Annotated in this window: 14 protein-coding genes; 6 read left to right on the top strand and 8 right to left on the bottom strand. The window is 67.3% G+C overall.

Annotated elements, in window-relative coordinates; all coding sequences use genetic code 11:
• Window positions 1-171: 171 nt before the first annotated feature.
• Genes JK358_RS18135 through narI form a run of 4 tightly spaced genes read left to right on the top strand, consistent with a single transcriptional unit; the run spans window position 172 to window position 7,047 of the window.
• Window positions 172-3,891, top strand: a complete 3,720-nt coding sequence (locus JK358_RS18135; RefSeq protein ID WP_201948850.1) for a nitrate reductase subunit alpha — start codon at window positions 172-174, stop codon at window positions 3,889-3,891.
• A gap of 11 nt (window positions 3,892-3,902) precedes the next feature.
• The gene (narH, locus tag JK358_RS18130; RefSeq protein ID WP_201948966.1) at window positions 3,903-5,639 is read left to right on the top strand and encodes a nitrate reductase subunit beta; all 1,737 of its coding nucleotides are present in this window, start codon (window positions 3,903-3,905) and stop codon (window positions 5,637-5,639) included.
• Window positions 5,636-6,316 carry a nitrate reductase molybdenum cofactor assembly chaperone gene (gene narJ, locus JK358_RS18125; protein WP_201948849.1) on the top strand — a complete coding sequence of 227 codons (681 nt, stop codon included), beginning with the start codon at window positions 5,636-5,638 and terminating at the stop codon, window positions 6,314-6,316. The genes narH and narJ overlap by 4 nt, the downstream gene beginning before the upstream one ends.
• Window positions 6,313-7,047 (top strand): respiratory nitrate reductase subunit gamma, encoded by a 735-nt coding sequence (gene narI / locus JK358_RS18120; protein WP_201948848.1) that lies wholly within the window; start codon window positions 6,313-6,315, stop codon window positions 7,045-7,047. The genes narJ and narI overlap by 4 nt, the downstream gene beginning before the upstream one ends.
• A gap of 6 nt (window positions 7,048-7,053) precedes the next feature.
• On the opposite strand, the gene JK358_RS18115 is transcribed toward narI, so the two are convergent.
• Genes JK358_RS18115 through JK358_RS18105 form a run of 3 tightly spaced genes read right to left on the bottom strand, consistent with a single transcriptional unit; the run spans window position 7,054 to window position 8,199 of the window.
• Window positions 7,054-7,254 (bottom strand): hypothetical protein, encoded by a 201-nt coding sequence (locus JK358_RS18115; RefSeq protein ID WP_201948847.1) that lies wholly within the window; start codon window positions 7,252-7,254, stop codon window positions 7,054-7,056.
• Window positions 7,251-7,889, bottom strand: a complete 639-nt coding sequence (locus tag JK358_RS18110) for a hypothetical protein (RefSeq protein ID WP_201948846.1) — start codon at window positions 7,887-7,889, stop codon at window positions 7,251-7,253. The genes JK358_RS18115 and JK358_RS18110 overlap by 4 nt, the downstream gene beginning before the upstream one ends.
• Window positions 7,890-7,941: 52 nt before the next feature.
• A complete protein-coding gene (locus JK358_RS18105; RefSeq protein WP_201948845.1) occupies window positions 7,942-8,199 on the bottom strand; it encodes a three-helix bundle dimerization domain-containing protein in 258 nt (85 codons plus the stop codon).
• A 181-nt stretch (window positions 8,200-8,380) separates the two neighbouring features.
• Between JK358_RS18105 and JK358_RS18100 the strand changes: the two genes are divergently transcribed.
• The gene (locus JK358_RS18100) at window positions 8,381-8,767 is read left to right on the top strand and encodes a VOC family protein (RefSeq protein ID WP_201948844.1); all 387 of its coding nucleotides are present in this window, start codon (window positions 8,381-8,383) and stop codon (window positions 8,765-8,767) included.
• Window positions 8,768-8,801: 34 nt separating this feature from the next.
• Window positions 8,802-9,413, top strand: a complete 612-nt coding sequence (locus JK358_RS18095; RefSeq protein ID WP_201948843.1) for a PadR family transcriptional regulator — start codon at window positions 8,802-8,804, stop codon at window positions 9,411-9,413.
• 27 nt (window positions 9,414-9,440) lie between these two features.
• Here JK358_RS18095 and JK358_RS18090 read toward each other — a convergent pair whose 3' ends face one another.
• From JK358_RS18090 to JK358_RS18070, 5 genes are all read right to left on the bottom strand, one after another.
• Window positions 9,441-10,223: an SDR family NAD(P)-dependent oxidoreductase gene (locus JK358_RS18090; protein WP_232851417.1), complete on the bottom strand. Its 783-nt coding sequence runs from the start codon at window positions 10,221-10,223 to the stop codon at window positions 9,441-9,443.
• A 26-nt stretch (window positions 10,224-10,249) separates the two neighbouring features.
• A complete protein-coding gene (locus JK358_RS18085; protein WP_201948964.1) occupies window positions 10,250-11,935 on the bottom strand; it encodes an N-acyl-D-amino-acid deacylase family protein in 1,686 nt (561 codons plus the stop codon).
• A gap of 66 nt (window positions 11,936-12,001) precedes the next feature.
• Complete coding sequence (casG, locus tag JK358_RS18080) at window positions 12,002-13,660, bottom strand: steroid-24-oyl-CoA synthetase (protein ID WP_201948842.1); 1,659 nt, start codon at window positions 13,658-13,660, stop codon at window positions 12,002-12,004.
• The gene (locus tag JK358_RS18075; protein ID WP_201948841.1) at window positions 13,657-14,808 is read right to left on the bottom strand and encodes a serine hydrolase domain-containing protein; all 1,152 of its coding nucleotides are present in this window, start codon (window positions 14,806-14,808) and stop codon (window positions 13,657-13,659) included. Before JK358_RS18075 ends, casG begins: the two co-directional genes overlap by 4 nt.
• A 13-nt stretch (window positions 14,809-14,821) precedes the next feature.
• Window positions 14,822-16,189, bottom strand: a complete 1,368-nt coding sequence (locus JK358_RS18070) for a flavin-containing monooxygenase (protein WP_201948840.1) — start codon at window positions 16,187-16,189, stop codon at window positions 14,822-14,824.
• Window positions 16,190-16,248 lie beyond the last annotated feature (59 nt).

The raw sequence follows: 16,248 nt of genomic DNA, 5'->3' as shown, positions 1-16,248 counted from the left end.
CGACGGGTATTCTCACCCGCACTGCCGCTATCCCCCAGTGACCGTCACGTTGCGCCGACCTCACAGCTCACAACAGGCCGGGGCGCACTGTGAGAGAACCGTTTTGACGCCCGCAACGACGTCTTTACAGTCGACGCAGCAGCCCGGTTTTTCTCACTCGATGGGGGCGTCATGGCAAACTCGCACACGGGATCCTCATCCGCGGAGACACTGCTTCGGTTGGGCAAATACTTCAATCGCGGTGACGTGTCCGAGGATCTGCGCACCCTGCACAAAGTGGGTGGCCGCAGTGCCGACGAGTTCTACCGCGACCGCTGGGCACACGACAAGGTGGTGCGCTCCACGCACGGCGTGAACTGCACCGGCTCCTGCTCGTGGAAGATCTACGTCTCCGACGGCGTGATCACCTGGGAATCGCAGCAGACCGACTACCCGTCGGTCGGCGCGGACAAGCCCGAATACGAGCCGCGCGGCTGCCCGCGTGGCGCGTCGTTCTCCTGGTACACCTACTCGCCGGCGCGCATCCGCTACCCGTACGTGCGTGGCGCGCTGCTGGAGATGTACCGCGAGGCCAAGGGCAAGCTCAAGGATCCGGTGCTGGCGTGGGAGTCCATCGTCGAGGACGCCGAGAAGGCCAAGGTCTACAAGAACGCGCGCGGCAAGGGCGGCTTCGTCCGGGCCGAGTGGTGGGAGGCAGCCGAAATCGCCGCTGCCGCACACGTTTACACCATCAAGCAGTACGGACCGGACCGGGTCGCGGGCTTCTCCCCCATTCCGGCCATGTCGATGGTGTCGCATGCCGTGGGCGCGCGGTTCATCTCGCTCATCGGCGGCTCCATGCTGTCGTTCTACGACTGGTACGCCGACCTGCCGGTGGCGTCCCCGCAGGTGTTCGGCGATCAGACCGACGTACCGGAATCCGCCGACTGGTTCGACGCCGGATACCTCATCATGTGGGGATCCAACGTCCCGGTCACGCGCACCCCGGACGCGCACTACATGACCGAGGCCCGCTACCGGGGCCAGAAGGTCATCGTGGTCTCCCCCGACTACGCCGACAACACCAAGTTCGCCGACGAATGGGTGCCCGCGCGACCGGGCACCGACGCCGCGCTGGCCATGGCCATGGGCCATGTGGTGCTGAAGGAATTCTTCGTCGACAAGACCACCGAGTACTTCGACGACTACATCAAGCGCTACACCGACCTGCCGTACCTGGTGACGCTGGACGAGCAGCAGGGCGGCTGGAACTCCGACGGCGAGTACAGCGGGCACGTCTACACGCCCGGCAAGTTCCTCACTGCCGCCGATCTCGGCCACACCGGTGAGGGCGTCGACTTCCAGACCGTGCTGCTCGACCAGGACGGTGATCCGCAGGTTCCCAACGGTTCCCTGGGCCACCGCTTCACCGAGGCGGGCAAGGGCAACTGGAACCTGGATCTCGGGGACGTCGATCCCCTGCTGACCCTGCACGGTCGCACCGACGACGCTGCGGCCGTGCAGTTCCCCCGCTTCGACGGGCCCGCCGCGGAGATCCTCACCCGCGGCGTGCCGACCACCGTCATCGCGGGGAAGCGTGTGACAACGGTGTTCGACCTGTTGCTGGCGCAGTACGGCGTCGCCCGGTCCGGCCTGCCCGGCAGCTGGCCGACCGGTTACGACGATCCCAACGAGCCCTACACGCCCGCCTGGCAGGAGGCCATCACCGGCGTCCCGGCCGCGCAGGCCGCACGCATCGGACGCGAATTCGCCGACAATGCCATGCGGTCCAAGGGCCGGTCCATGATCCTCATGGGCGCGGGCACCAACCACTGGTTCCATTCCGACCAGATCTATCGGTCGTTCTTCACGCTGACGCTGCTCACCGGCTGTCAGGGCGTGAACGGCGGCGGCTGGGCGCATTACGTCGGCCAGGAGAAGTGCCGCCCGGTAACCGGTTGGGCCACACTGGCTTTCGCCTCCGACTGGCAGCGGCCGCCGCGTCAGATGCAGGGCACCGTGTTCTGGTACCTGACCAACGACCAGTGGCGCTACGACCCGTTCACCTCCGAGAACTTCTCCTCGCCGCTGGGCACGGGACAGTTCGCGGGGCGGACGGCGGCCGACAATATCGCGCTCGCGACACGTTTGGGCTGGATGCCGTCGTATCCGACGCTCAACAGGAACCCCCTGGACCTCGTGGACGAGGCGGAGGCGGCGGGGAAGGCTCCGGCCGACTATGTCGTGGACGGGCTGAAGTCCGGTGATCTGCGGTTCGCCTGCGAGGATCCGGACGCGCCCGAGAACTTCCCGCGCGTACTCACTGTGTGGCGCGCCAACCTGCTCGGCTCCTCCGGCAAGGGCAACGAGTACTTCCACAAGCATCTGCTGGGCGCGGACTCCAATCTCCAGACCGGCGAGGCCACCGGCGTGCGCCCGCAGGAACTGGAATGGCGTGACGAAGCCGCCACCGGAAAGCTGGATCTGCTTCTCTCCCTTGACTTCCGGATGACGAGCACCACGCTGTTCTCCGATATCGTGCTGCCCGCCGCCACCTGGTACGAGAAGCACGATCTGTCGTCCACCGATATGCACCCGTTCGTGCACGCCTTCACCCCGGCCATCTCGCCGCCGTGGGAGGCGCGCACCGACTTCGAGGCGTTCCACCGCATCGCCCGCGGCTTCTCGTGGATGGCGGAGAAGCACCTCGGCATTCGCAAGGACCTGGTCGCGGTACCGCTGCAGCACGACAGCGCCGACGCGCTCGCCCAGGCGGGCGGCAAGGTGCTGGACTGGAAATACGGTGAGTGCGAACCGATTCCGGGCAAGACCATGCCGAAACTGGTTGTCGTCGAACGCGATTACCCGAATGTCGCGGAGAAGATGGCCGCGCTCGGACCGCTGGTCGAAACCCTCGGCGTCACCACCAAGGCCGTCACCACCATCCCCGACGAAGAGGTCGAATACCTCAAGGGCGTCAACGGCACCATAGTTTCCGGTATCGCGCAGGGCCGTCCCTCACTGGCGAAGGACACCCACGCGGCCGAGGCCATTCTCGCGCTGTCCGGCACCACCAACGGACGGCTCGCGGTGGAGGGCTTCCACGCGCTCGAAAAGCGCACCGGCACACAGCTCGCCGACCTGGCCGCCGAACACGAGGGAAAGCGGATCACCTTCGCCGACACACAGGCTCGGCCGGTGCCCGTCATCACCTCCCCGGAATGGTCGGGCAGTGAGACCGGTGGACGGCGGTACTCGCCGTTCACCATCAATACCGAACGGCTGAAGCCCTGGCACACGCTGACCGGGCGGCAGCACTTCTATCTGGACCACGACTGGATGATGGAACTCGGCGAGCAGTTGCCGATCTTCCGTCCGCCGCTGGACATGTCGGCGCTGTTCAGTGAGCCGGGTGTGGGCAATGTGAGCGCCAACGGTGTCACCGTGCGCTACCTGACCCCGCACTCCAAGTGGTCCATCCACTCCGCCTACCAGGACAACCTGCACATGCTGACGCTCTCGCGCGGCGGGCAGGCCATCTGGATGTCGGAGAAGGACGCCGCGAAAATCGGTGTGGCCGACAATGATTGGATCGAAGCCATCAACCGCAACGGCATCGTGGTGGCGCGCGCGATCGTGTCGCACCGCATGCCGGAGGGCACGGTGTTCATGTACCACGCGCAGGACCGCGCCGTGGCCGTACCGCGTATCGAAGGCGCGGACGACACCAAGGCGGGCAAGGGTAAGCGCGGCGGTATCCACAATGCGCTGACCCGCATCATGATCAAGCCGTCGCACCTCATCGGCGGCTACGCCCAGCAGTCCTTCGCGCTGAACTACCACGGCCCCACCGGAAATCAGCGTGACGAGGTCACCACCATTCGCAAGCGCTCGCAGGAAGTGGAGTACTGATCATGCGCGTTATGGCTCAGCTCGCCATGGTCATGAACCTGGACAAGTGCATCGGCTGCCACACCTGCAGCGTCACCTGTAAGCAGGCGTGGACCAACCGCGCCGGCACCGAGTACGTGTGGTTCAACAATGTGGAAACCCGTCCGGGACAGGGATATCCGCGCCGGTACGAGGATCAGGAGAAATGGAAGGGCGGGTGGACCCTCGATCGCAAGGGCCGCCTGCAGTTGAAGTCCGGGTCGCGAATGAAGCGGCTGCTCAACATCTTCGCGAATCCTGATCTGCCCACGGTGTCGGACTACTACGACCCGTGGAGCTACGACTACGACAATCTGCTGTCGTCGCCGCAGATCGACACCACGCCGACGGCCAAGCCCAAGTCGCTGATCACCGGTGAGGACACCAAGGTCACCTGGGGCGCGAACTGGGACGACTCGCTGGGGTCGGGGCCGGAGCAGGTCGGCAAGGATCCGCTGCTGGCCAAGCTGTCCGACAAGGTCAAACTCGAATTCGAGGAGACCTTCATGTTCTACCTGCCGCGCATCTGCGAGCACTGCCTGAACCCGTCGTGTGCGGCCGCCTGCCCGTCCGGTGCGATCTACAAGCGCTCCGAGGACGGCATCGTGCTGGTGGATCAGGACAAGTGCCGTGGCTGGCGGCAGTGTGTCAGCGCGTGCCCGTACAAGAAGATCTACTTCAACCACAAGACGGGCAAGGCGGAGAAATGTACTTTCTGCTACCCGCGGGTGGAGGTCGGCATTCCGACCGTATGCTCGGAAACCTGCGTGGGACGGCTGCGCTACATCGGCGTCATGCTGTACGACGCGGACGCCGTGCTCGAGGCCGCCTCGGTGACCGATGACAAGGATCTGTACCCGGCACAGCTGGGCGTGTTCCTCAACCCGCACGATCCGCGCGTGGTGGCCGAGGCCGAGCGGGCCGGGATCTCACCGGAATGGATTCAGGCGGCGCAGGATTCGCCCGTCTACAAGCTGATCGTCGACTATCAGATCGCGCTGCCGCTGCATCCGGAATACCGGACCATGCCGATGGTCTGGTACGTGCCGCCGCTGTCGCCGGTGGTGGACGTGCTCACCGAGACCGGGCACGACGGCGAGAGCGTGCGCAACCTGTTCGGCGCGATCGACGCGCTGCGAATTCCGCTGGAGTACTTGGCCGAACTGTTCACCGCCGGGGAGATCGGGCCGGTGCGCGCCTCGCTGCAGCGGCTCGCGGGGATGCGGTCGTTCATGCGGTCGATCAACCTCGGACAGGAACCCGATCTGAGCATTCCGGATTCGGTGGGGCTCGAGCCGGAAGAGATCGAGGCCATGTACCGGCTGCTGGCCATCGCCAAGTACGAACACCGGTACGTGATTCCCTCGGGCGCGACTTCGCGTGCGCACGAACTGGATTCGCTGGCCACCGGCTGCTCGCTGGACACCGACGGCGGGCCGGGCATGACGGCCTTCGACTACATGGCCGAGAAGTTCCACCTCACCGACACCAATGACGCCGCGCCGGACGAGAAGTCGACGCGCATCAACCTGCTGAACTGGGACGGGAAGAACACCAGCGGGCTGATTCCGGCGAAGAACGGCTCGAACGGCAACGGGGCCAACGGATCCCATGACAGCACGGCCGCGACGACGAACGGCAGCAACGGCGCTGCCGCGAGCTCGGCGAATGGCAGCAACGGCGCTGCCACCGCCGAGGCCGTGCCGGAGACGAGCGGAGCCCACCGATGAGCCTGCTGAAACTGCGCCGGCGGCCCGAGCCCGCGGTGGCGCTGTCCGAACGGGATCGCCGCCTGGTGTGGCGGATCGCGGCGCTGCTGCTGGACTACCCGGGCGAGCAGACCCTCGCGATGCTCGACGAATTGGCGAGCGCCATAGCGGAATTGCCCGCCACCGTGCGCCCGCAGTTGGAGACCACGCTGCTGCACCTGCGCACCACCGCGCCCATCGAACTGGCCCAGCAGTATGTCGAGACCTTCGATATGCGCCGCCGCGCCAGCCTGCATTTGACCTTCTACGCCTACGGCGACACCCGTAAGCGCGGCATGGCGCTGCTGCGGTTCAAGCACGCCTACCGGCACGCGGGCGTGGAGCTCGGCGATCACGAGCTGCCCGATCATCTCGCGGTGCTGCTGGAGTTCTCCGCCACCGTCGATCCGATCGGCGGCGAACGACTGCTCGGCGAGCACGTGCCGGTGCTGGAACTGCTGCGACTCTCGTTGTCCGACAGTGGTTCTCCCTATGCGGGCGTGCTCGCCGCCGTGACCGCGACGCTGCCGCCGGTCACCACCGCCGACCGCCGCCGCATCGCCGAACTCGCCGCCCAGGGTCCGCCCGAGGAGGAAGTCGGCCTGGAGCCCTTCGCCATGGACCCCCTCAGCTTCACCGGATCGGAGTCCCGCCGATGACCACCACCCTGTGGATGACCCTGCCCTACGTGGCCTTCACCTCCTTCGTGCTCGGCCACCTCTGGCGCTACCGCAACGACCAGTTCGGCTGGACCACACGGTCTTCGCAGATCTACGAGTCGCGGCTGCTGCGCCTGGGCAGCCCGCTGTTCCACTTCGGCATGCTCGGCGTGATCGGCGGACACGTGATCGGCGTGCTGATTCCGGAGTCGTGGACGGCGGCGATCGGCATCTCCGAGCACACCTACCATCTGTTCTCGGTGACGGCGGGCACCATCGCGGGCGTGGCCGTGCTGCTCGGCACCGCGATTCTGGCCTACCGCCGGATCACCGTCGCCGCGGTGCGCAAGGCCACCTCCACCAACGACAAGATCATGTACATCCTGCTGGGCGCGGCGCTGATCACCGGCCTGCTGAACACCGTGGGCAGCAACCTGCTGTGGGGCACCTACAACTACCGCGAGACCGTATCCCCGTGGTTCCGTAGCCTTTTCACCGCGAACCCGGAACCCGGCCTCATGGTCGGCACCCCGTGGACCTTCCAGGCGCACGGCCTGGTCGTGCTCGCCCTGATCGGCATCTGGCCCTACACCCGCCTGGTGCACATGTTCTCGGCCCCGATCGGCTATCTGGTGCGGCCCTACGTGGTGTACCGCAGCAAGGAGCACAACGCGGTCGACAAGCGCCGCTACTCGCGCGCCTGGGATGCCCCGGTGCTCCCGCCGCGCTAGCCGGGCTCAGCAGGTCGGACCGGGTTCGGGCCGGTCAGCGGGATGCGCGTCGTCGGCCAGCTGGTCGACGACCGTGGCGATGAGCCACATGTCCAGCAGCTCCAGGTTCGTGCGGGCGCGGATGCGGGCGCGGTGCTCCTCGGTGATGGGGATGCCGCGCCGATCCAGCATGCGCAGGATCGCGTCGGCCAGGCTGTCGTCTGTCACGAAGCCGTTCCGGATTCGATCCGCGGGGCCGATTCGAGGGCGAGACGGGCGAATTCGGCGAAGAGGGCGCGATCCTCGGAGGTGGCTCGGCGCAGGGCCAGGGAGAGGGCGCGCAGGGTCGCGGCCTGTTGCGGGCCGGTGGCATGGGCCAGGGCCGACAGTGTCGCCAGGGGCAGGTCTTTGGCCGCCTTCTTCGGGTCGGTGACGAAGGGGACGTTGTGCGGGCCGAGGGTGAGCGGGCGGACCGACAGGCTGGGCCAGTGCGGCAGGCCGATCTCGGGCGGGTGCGCGGCCCACATGGCGGTGACCTTGTCGCGGCACACGACCAGCAGAACCGGTGGGAGCTGGTACTTCTGGTGCAGGTGCGCCAGGTGCTGGGCCCAGACGCCGGGCTTGGCCGGATCGTCGTAGGCCAGCGCCTGCACCAGCAGCAGGTACGCGCCGACCTGAGTGGTGATGCGCAGCAGGGTATCCGGGCGTAGCCGGGGGGCGGGGGCGTCGGCCGGATCCGGTTGCAGCAGCGCCACTTCCACCGGATCGGGTAGTGGCAGGTTCAGGGCGCGGAAGGTTCGGGCCGGGGTACCCGGACCGGCGTGGTGGATCCTGTGCAGCTCCTCGCGCGTGGAAACGACCATGGCGATGAGGGTACCTCGAGATTCGAACCTTTGTTCGATGGATTCGGCGGGTCTACGACGGCGCGTCGGCGCGGGATTGCAGGCGCCGGCGGGCATCGCGTTCGGCCAGCAGCGGAAGGAAGACCTCCACGGTGGCCTGGCTCGCGACCCGGTCGTAGGCGGCGCGGACCAGGCTGTCCACGGTGCCGGACGGGATGCGGTCGCCGAACTCCTCGGTGAGCCGCGCGGCGGCGGCACGCAGGGCCGTTCGGGCGTCGAGGGGCGGTTCGCCGCGGACGTTCTCGGCACGGGCGACGGGGCTCTCGGTCATGCCGCCTCCGATGAGCTTCAGGTAGCGGACAGAACGGACACCAATCGGGAGTTCCCGGCACCGATGGACGGCAGGCGACGCACAGGTGGCCATTCGCTGAACACTGCGGAACCGGCGGTGTCGCGGAGCCCGTCTCCGCGCTAATCTCGAGTAGCCAAATTTGGCTAGTAAGGAGATTGTGATGACCGCAGTAACTCCCTATGTGATGGTGGACGACGCCCGCGCGTACCGCGCGTTCCTGGAGCGGGCCTTCGAAGCCGAGATTGTCGAAATGGTGCCGCTGGCAACGGATCCGGCGCGTTTGGTCCACGCCGAGGCTCGAATCGGGGACGCCTCGGTGTTCTGCGCCGACTCCGGGCCGACGGGCGGGCGGTGCCTGAGCTCCCCCGCGGAACCGGTGCACGTCCAGCTGTGGGCCACCGTGCCCGATGCGGACGCGGCCCACGAGCGCGCGCTGGCGGGCGGGGCCACCGAAGCCGCGGCGGTGAGCGTTCAGGAGGATGGAAGCCGCCTGGGCGGATTCGTGGATCCGTTCGGCACGCTGTGGTGGGTGAGCACACCCGCCTGAGCACAGGCACGCTGAAAAGGTAAGGGAGAGACGCATGTCCGCGGTTCGGTTGCTCGTACTCGGTGCGGTGCGCCGCCGCGGGCGTGCGCACGGGTATCAGGTGCGCACGGATCTGGAGTCCTGGGGCGCGCACGAATGGGCGCGCGCCACATCGGGATCGGTGTATCACGCGTTGAAATCGGCGGCCAAGGACGGCCTGCTGACCGCACAGGACACCGCCCCCAGCACGGCGGGCGGGCCACCGCGCATCGAATACGAGATCACCGCGGAGGGCGAGCGGGCATTCCTCGAAATGCTGCGGACAGCGCTGTCCAGCCGGGATCCGCGACTCGATCAGCTGGCCGCGGCGGTCGGGTTCATCGACGACCTGCCGCGCGCGGAAGCCCTTGCGCTGCTGCGGGATCGAGCCCGGGAACTGGCGCAGTGGCGGGCGAGCATCACCACGCACCTGCCACCCGGCACCGACCTCGAGGAGTGGGGACCGGTCGGGGCCGTGCTCGGACTGTGGCTCGACACCGCCGACAGCCGCGCGCGGTGGACGCGCGGGCTGATCAAGCGGCTCGAAGGCGGCGCGTTCACGATGGCGGATGACGAACGGGCCGCAACGGATTCCTCGGATTCCTCGGATTCCGCGGAGCAGAGCTAGCCTGCCGCTCGTACCCCGCGGACCGGATCAACCCGCGAGTTTCGCGAGGTTGGGGAAATTGCTGATCTCCCAACCGCCGTCCACCACCAGTTCGGTGCCGGTGATGTAGGAGGCGTCATCGCTGGCCAGGAACAGGCAGGGGCCTGCCACCTGCTCCGGAGTGGCGGCCGTGCCCAGCGGAATGCGTTCCAGGAACATCTGTTTCGCGGGCTCGTAACCCATGATGGCGGCCACCAGCGGGGTGTCCACCAGGCCCGGGAGCACCGAATTGACGCGGATGCGATGCTGTGCCAATTCCAGGGCCGCGTTCTTGGAGAACATGACCACGCCCGCCTTGCCGGTGGCGTACGGGCTGCCGCCGGGCATGGGAATGCGGCCGTCCAGGGACGAGATGTTCACGATCGCACCGCCGTTCGCGAAGTCGCGCATCAGGCGGGCTTCGTGCTTGGTGCACAGGAAGACACTCTTCTGCACCAGGTCGACGGTGAAATCCCAATCGGATTCGGCGAGATCGGTGATCGCGCCGATCCGGGAGCCACCGGCCACGTTGAGGGCGGCGTCCAGGCGGCCGAATGTCGCTGCGACCGTGGCGATTCCCGCCTCGATCTGCGCTTCGACCGTCACATCGGCGGTGATCGGGAGGAAGGCGTCGCCCAGTTCGGCCGCCTTCTTCCGCAATCCGGCCTCGTCGATATCGAAGCCCGCGACCCGTGCGCCCTCGGCCACCAGGGCGGTGGCGATGGCCGAACCGATGCCGGAGGCGGCACCGGTGACGACCGCTGCGCGGCCGTCGAATCGTGCTGTGCTCAAAGGAAACTCCTCGAAATTGGAGCGGCTCAGCGGCGTCCGGCGCGCAGGAATTCGCCGATGCGGTTCTTGCCGAGGTCCGGGGCCTTCTCGCCCAGGCCGAAGACGGGCGCACCGTTCACCAGGACGGCGGTGACGGTGGCGTCGTTGCGGTTCACCATGCGGGACAGGCCGTCGAACTCCGGAATCGGGTTCTCGGCGTAGGCGTCCAGGCTGTCGTCCAGGCGGGCCGGGTCGACGATCACCACGTCGGCGCGGTCGCCTGCGCGCAGGTGGCCGGCGTCCAGGTCGTACCAGTCGGCCAGCTCGCCGGTGACGCGGTGCACGGCGTGCTCGACGGTCATGAACGGCCGGCCGGCCTGCTGGGCCTGGTGCACCCGCTTCAGCAGGCGCAGGCCGAAGTTGTAGAAGGCCATATTGCGCAGATGCGCGCCCGCGTCCGAGAAGCCCAGCTGCACACTGGGATCGGCGGCCAGGCGGTCGAGCACCTCGGGGCGGTGATTGGAGATGGTGGTGCGCCAGCGCACCTTGGACCCGTGTTCCACCACCAGATCCAGGAAGGCGTCGACCGGGTGCACGCCGCCGCGATCCACGCCCACCTGGCCGAAGGTCTTGCCGACGACACTCGCGTCCGGGCATTCGGTGATCTCGGCGTCGAAGAAGTCGCGGTGCCAGACGCGCGGACCCCACTTCTTGTCGTAGTCCTTGCGGAACCAGCGCCGGTAGTTCTCGTCCGCCAGCAGGTCGTGGCGCTGCTCCAGCTGATTCGACAGGTGCAATGCCGCTGCGCCGGAGCCGAATTCCTCGAACACCGGCAGGTCGATGCCGTCGGAGTACACCTCGAACGGCACCGGCAGATGCTGCCAGCGGAAGTCGCCGCCGAGCCGGTTCAGCACCTTCGCGATGAGCGGGAAGATGTGCACCACACCGGGAATCGCCTTGATATCGGCGGCCGAGAGCAGGCTCACCTTCAGGTTCGGCCGGAAGATGCCGAGGCTGGAGGCGGCCATGGCGACCAGGCTCTGCGGGCGCGCCACATCCGGGCCGCCCTGCAGCGTCCGCCGGCGGTCACGCAGAATCCGGTTGAGCCGCCGCCGTTCCCGTGTGGTCGCGTAGGTGGACGGCAGGGTGCGCGACCGGCACACCTCACCGTCGAGCTTGTCGAACATGAGCTGCTGCGAGGACATGCCGACGAAGCCGGCGTCGAGTGCCTCGTTCAGCTTGTGCTCCATGGCCTTCAGCTCGGATTCGGTGGGCGTCTCGTCCGGGCTGGTGGCGCGTTCCAGGCCCATCTGCGCGGCCCGGATATCCGAATGCCCGATGAAGGCGGCGATATTCGGGCCGAGCGGCAGGGATTCCAGCGCCCGCACATAGCCGTGCGCGCTGTTCCAGGTCTTGAGCCCGTCCACCGCCTCGACCACATGCTTGCGCGGGATCGCCTCCACGCGGCCGAACAGGTCGCCCGCGTCCGCGCCGCCGACATGGACGGTGGACAGCGAACACGAGCCGAGCAGCACCGTGGTGATGCCGTGCCGCAGCGACTCCGACAGGGTCGGATCCAGCAGCACCTCCACGTCGTAGTGGGTGTGGATGTCGACCATGCCCGGCAGCACCCACTGCCCGGTGGCGTCTATGACACGGCCGCAACCGGTTTCGTCGAGAGCCTCCGCGCTCACCGTGGCGACCCGGCCGTCCCGGATGCCGAGATGGCGCATGGCCGAGGGCCCGCCGGTGCCGTCGAACCAGCGGCCGTTCTTGATGATGGTGTCGTACACGGGTTCTCACTCCCCCAGCGACAGTTCGCGGCGCAGCACCTTGCCGGTGGCATTGCGCGGCAGCGCATCCGAGGTGATCAGCCAGCGCGCGGGCACCTTGAAGTAGGCCAGCCGCTGCGCCACATGGTCGCGCAGTTCGTCCGCGGTGAGCGACTCCGGGTCGGTGACGACGACGATGGCCGCCACCTCCTGGCCCAGATCCTCGTGCGGGACGCCGATCACGGCGGACTCCTGGACGGCCGGATGCTCGTCGAGGGCGTTCTCGATCTCGGTCGGGTAGACGTTCTCGCCGCCCCGCAGGATGAGATCCGAACGGCGACCGGCCATCTGGAGGCGGCCCTCGCGCAGGAAGCCGAAGTCGCCGGTGCGCAGCCAGCGGTTCTCGTCGATGGCGGCCTTGGTGGCGGCCTCGTCGTTCCAGTAGCCGAGCATGACGTACGGGCTGCGCACGCAGATCTCGCCTTCGGTGCCGTCCGGCACCACCTTGCCCTCGGGATCGCGGACCTCGATCGAGACGCCGACAATGGCGCGGCCCACCGTCTCCGGGTTCGCCAGCAGTTCCATGGGGGTGGCGACGGTGGCGGCGGTGCCGCTCTCGGTGCAGCCGTAGCTGGTGGTCAGAGCTACCTGGGCGACCGGCAGGCGCTCGCGCAGGCGCTGCTGCAGGGCGGGCGAGGACGGTGCGGCGTTGAGGGAGAACGCGGCCAGCGAGGACAGGTCGTATCGGGACAGGTCCTCGTCGAGCAGGCGGCTGGCCATGGTCGGCACGGCACCCCAGTTGGTGATGCGCTCGGATTCGATCAGGCGCAGGATCTTGTCGGCTTCGAAACCGCCGCTGGGGAAGATCACGGCGTCGCCGGTGACGATGCGCGGGATCACCAGGTTGTGCAGGCTCGCGATGTGGAACAGCGGCGAACTGATCAGGAAGCGGCGATCGGTCGGACTGCCGTCCCACGGCAGGCCGCGGAAACCGGCCGCGAACGCATCGGTGAAACGGTGATAGTCGCTGACCGCCACCATGTTCCGATGCGAGTGCACCACGCCCTTGGGGCGGCCGGTGGTGCCGCTGGTGTAGAGGATGCAGGCCGGATCCTCTTCGGACAGCGCGGTTTCCGGGTACTCGCCCGTGTATTCGGCGACGAGGGTGGGCAGGTCGTGGTCCATGGTGAGCACCGGGATGCGGGTTCCGGTCTCGGCCAGCGCCTCCGCGCGTTTGGCGTCGGCGACCACCACCACCGGCTGGGTGTGCTCGAGGCCGTAGGAGATCTCGCGCGGCGCCCACCAGGCGTTGTAGCCGACCGGGATCGCGCCCAGGCGCTGTGCGGCCCAGAAGGTCAGCACCCATTCGGGGCCGTTGGCGGCGAGAATGCCGACGCGGTCGCCCTTTCCGATGCCGTAGCGCTGCGCCAGCGCCGCCGCCAGCGCGCCCGCCGCCTCGTGGTGCCGGGCGAAGGTGTAGCGGTTCTCCCCCGCGACCAGGTAGTCCCGGTCGCCCAATTCCTTGGAGGCGTCCAGGATTTCGAGCAGGTTGCGGCGGCGCTCGCGGAACACCGGGATGGGCGCGCCCAGCACGGATTCCACGGTGATCTCGAACGGCCCGCCGGGACCGGTGAGCTTGCCCGCGATCTGGGCCGCGAGTGCTTGCAGGTCAACGGCATTGGTCATGATTCACGTCCTCGAACGACATCGAATGTGGCTTGCAGGTAGGCATCGGCGCGCTCCGAGCCGATCAGTCCGGGAGCCATGCGGTTCATGGCGTAGGCGACGGTGACCCGGTGCTCCAGGTCGTTGACCACCATCGAGCCGCCCAGCCCGCCCCACCAGCACACCCGGCCATCAGGAACATGTGGAACGGTCTGTTGCTGCGGCAGACCGTAACCGATACCGAACCGCAGCGGCACCAGAATCGCCTGATCCACACCATCGGACTGCTGCTCGAAGATGAGGTCTATCGTCTTGTCCGACAGGAACTTCCGGCCTGCCAGCTCGCCGCCATTGCTGATGATCGACTGGATGCGGGCGATGGAACGCGCATTGCCGTGACCGTTCACCGCGCCGATCTCCGCCTGCCGCCAGCCCGGGGTACCGCATTCGGCGAAATCCAGCAGGGGCTGGAAGAGGGTCTTGTAGAGGACGGTGTCCTTGGGGATCAGGGACTGGTCGAACTCACCGAACTCCGGCGGCACCAGGGTGGCGATGCGGTCGAAATCGGCTGGGCCGGTGCCGATCCGGAAATCGGCCCGCAGCGGCACGGCCAGCTCCTCGGCGAAGAACGCGCCGAGGGTACGGCCGGTGATGCGGCGGATCACCTCGCCGACCAGATGCCCGTAATTGAGGGCGTGATATCCGGACGCGGTGCCCGGCTCCCACCAAGCCGACTGCGCGGCCAGGCGCGCGGTGGAGGTCTGCAGGTCGTAGATGTCCGCGAGTTCGATCGGCGCTTCCCAGCCCGAGACGCCGGAGGTGTGCGAAAGCAGGTGCCGCACTTCGATATCGGCCTTGCCGTTGGCGGCGAACTCGGGCCAGTAGTGCGCGACCTTCTCGTAGACATCCAGCTCGCCACGGTCGACCAGCAGCAGGGCGCACAGGGCGACCATGGTCTTGGAGATGGAGAAGGTGTTGACCAGGGTGTCCTCGCCCCAGGGCGTCTGCCGTTCCGGGTCGGCGTGGCCGCCCCACAGGTCCACCACGGATTCGCCGTTCACGGTCACACACAGGGAGGCGCCCAGTTCGGCCCCGGACTCCACCTGTTCGGTGAATGCCGCCCGGACACCGGCGAATTCGTCGGCGCAGAAGCCGGCCACGTCGCTCATCTGTTCCGCCCTCTCAGACTCGGGCGGCCGCGCGGGCCGGGATCGGGAGTTGGTAGCCGTAGGTGGCGGCGCGCTTCGCGCCCCGGGCGATCTCCTTCTGCAGATCCCGGACGTAGGGCTCGAATTCGATCTGGATGGTGTGGCGCGGCGAATCGTAGTACCGGTCCGAACGATTCTCCTCGACCTCGCGGATGCCCGCGTTCATCTCGGTCTCCGAGGGCAGCCGGTAGTTGCCGGTCAGATACGCGGCCACCAGCTTCGACTGCTGCTCGGCGAAATTCACCAGCGTCGGCATGGGCTGCGCCAGGCCCAGATAGAAGAGATTGTCCACGCCCGGCTTCACCATCTGCCGCCACAGCGGGAGCTTGTTGCTCGCGTCCGGGAGCAGCTTCGCATCGGAGAAGAACGGGAAGCTGATGTGATATCCGGTGGCGCACAACACCACATCGACCTCCTCCACGGTGCCGTCGGCGAAGTGGACCCGATTTCCGTCCAGCTTCGAGATGGCGGGCTTGAAGGTGATGTCACCACAACCCGCGCGGTGCAGGAATTCCTCACTGGCCGACGGATGCGCTTCGAACGGCAGGTGATCCGGCTTGGGCAGGCCGTAATCCTCCATGTGCCCGCGATTCTTGACCACGAAGCGCTGCTTGAGTTTCAGCGCCAGCTTGGGCGGCATCCACGGCGGCACCGACTGCTTGTCGCCGACCTTGCCGTTCACGTACTTGGGCAGCACCCAGACGCCGCGGCGCGCGGACAGGAAGAACTTCGAGGCGATGAAGCGCTGTGACAGTTCGGTGGCGATGTCCAGGCCCGAATTGCCCATACCCACCACGACGATTCGCTTGCCACGCATATCGATCGGGTCGAACGGGTCGTTGTAGGCGTGCGAATGCATGAGGACGCCGTCGAATTCGCCCGGGTAGTCGGGCATCCGGGGATCCCAGTGGTGGCCGTTGCACACCAGCAGCACGTCGTAGACCTCGGTGCGGCCGGTGTTCGTGGTGATCACCCACAGGCCGTCGGCGTCCCGCTCGGCCCCGATCACCTTGGTGGAGAAGTGGATTCGATCGCGGATTCCGAAATGATCGACGTAATCCTTGAAGTACTCGTGCAATTGGGTGTGGTGCGGGAAATCCGGCCACTCCTCCGGAGCGGGATAGTCCTCGAACGCCAGCCGGAATTTCGAGGTGTCGATGTGCAGGCTCTGATAGCAGGCCGACATCCCGTTCGGGTTCCGGTAGTACCAGTTGCCGCCCACCTCGTCGGAGGCCTCGTAGCAATCGAAGGGGATGCCGTATTCGGCGAGCCGCTTGGCGGCGGTGATTCCCGACGGTCCGGCGCCGATGACGCACACCCGGGGCAACTCACGTGTATCCAATTCACTCTCCTGGTTCGGCGGGTCACATTCCCCTGCCGGACGTGATCTGACCCACACGC

Origin of the sequence: Nocardia acididurans (assembly GCF_016741815.1) — a bacterium.
Classification (GTDB): Bacteria; Actinomycetota; Actinomycetes; order Mycobacteriales; family Mycobacteriaceae; genus Nocardia; species Nocardia acididurans.
The sequence above is the reverse complement of the archived record's forward strand: the minus strand, read 5'-3'. Positions and strand labels throughout refer to the sequence as shown.